Here is a 1,087-nt window from a genome sequence, read left to right as displayed (position 1 = left end):
CGGTGATGGATCTTTCTGAAGGTGATGTTCAACAGAGCCTTTATGACTTACAGAAGCGGGCCTTGGTAAAATTTGAGTACGGTTCAAGAGCGGATAAATATGACCAGCGTCTGACGCGTGAATATCATATGAATGACGCAGAGCACGCTATCTTTTGCATGCTCTTGCTGCGAGGCCCGCAGACGGTGAATGAGCTTCTCACCCGAACCCGCAGAATGTATGAGTTTTCAGGGCCAGAAGAACTAATTGCTTTAGTCGATAAGCTGCTAAACAGAACAACACCATTGATGTGTCGCTTACCGTCGTCTGCCGGACAGCGGGAAGATCGTTATATGCACCTGCTCAGTGGGGAGCCTGATATGACGCAAATACAAGAGCCTTCAACACCAGTAAGCGACTCTTCAGCGTCTTCAGATGAGCTCTTCGCTCGAATTGAAGAGCTTGAGAAACAAGTCGCTTGGCTGATGGAGCAGAAGCAGTAAGCAAACACTAATAATAGCGAATAGAGCGAAGGCTAAAATAAGCTTTCGTGACGGTCGATATTAGAAAGCGGAATCGTGATAAATGGCAGGCCTAGGGCATCGGTCTTCACCTTGGCCTGTAAGACTTGGCTACGATTTTCGCTGCCGGTTTCGCCGATGTAGTAATACATTTCTGCGATACCGTGGAATTTCTCTAAAGTGATGATGTTTAGCTGAGTGTTTTCAGCGACCCCTGGAACATAGCCAAAGGGTATGGCAATACCAAAGTTGTCCAAGTCTGTGCCAAGAGAGGTGTAGAAGGCTGTCATCACCTGTTCAGACTCTTCTTGTGTGGCCACAACATTGATACCGAAACGGCTTTCTAACTCAATCGCCAAACGTTTGTCGGCATAAGCTTTAAGGGGTGAATCACTTAAAAAGTAAGAGTTGATATAAACGTTTTTACCTTCGAGTGCATCTAGCTTTTCATCTTCAATACTTCTGACCAGATCATCGATGCTATGTGTGACTAAGCGCTGAGCAGTAGCCCCCCCCAAGGTTCCTTGTAAGTCACGGGTTGAGCATGCTGCAAGTACTAAGCATATAAGAAATAATAAAATAAGGCG

At 46.0% G+C, this 1,087-nt stretch carries 2 protein-coding genes; one reads left to right on the top strand and one right to left on the bottom strand.

The features are described from left to right. On the top strand, positions 1 to 482 hold a 482-nt coding region (locus A3735_RS03670; RefSeq protein ID WP_156499381.1), incomplete at its 5' end, for a DUF480 domain-containing protein. A 32-nt stretch (positions 483 to 514) separates the two neighbouring features. Here the strand turns inward: A3735_RS03670 and A3735_RS30200 are convergent. Further along, positions 515 to 1,087, bottom strand: a 573-nt coding sequence (locus A3735_RS30200; protein WP_068637602.1) for a hypothetical protein, incomplete at its 5' end; no start/stop codon positions are given.

This window comes from Oleiphilus sp. HI0061 (genome assembly GCF_001635675.1).
Note: the sequence above shows the minus strand (reverse complement) of the source record. Positions and strands in the feature narration are given on the sequence as shown.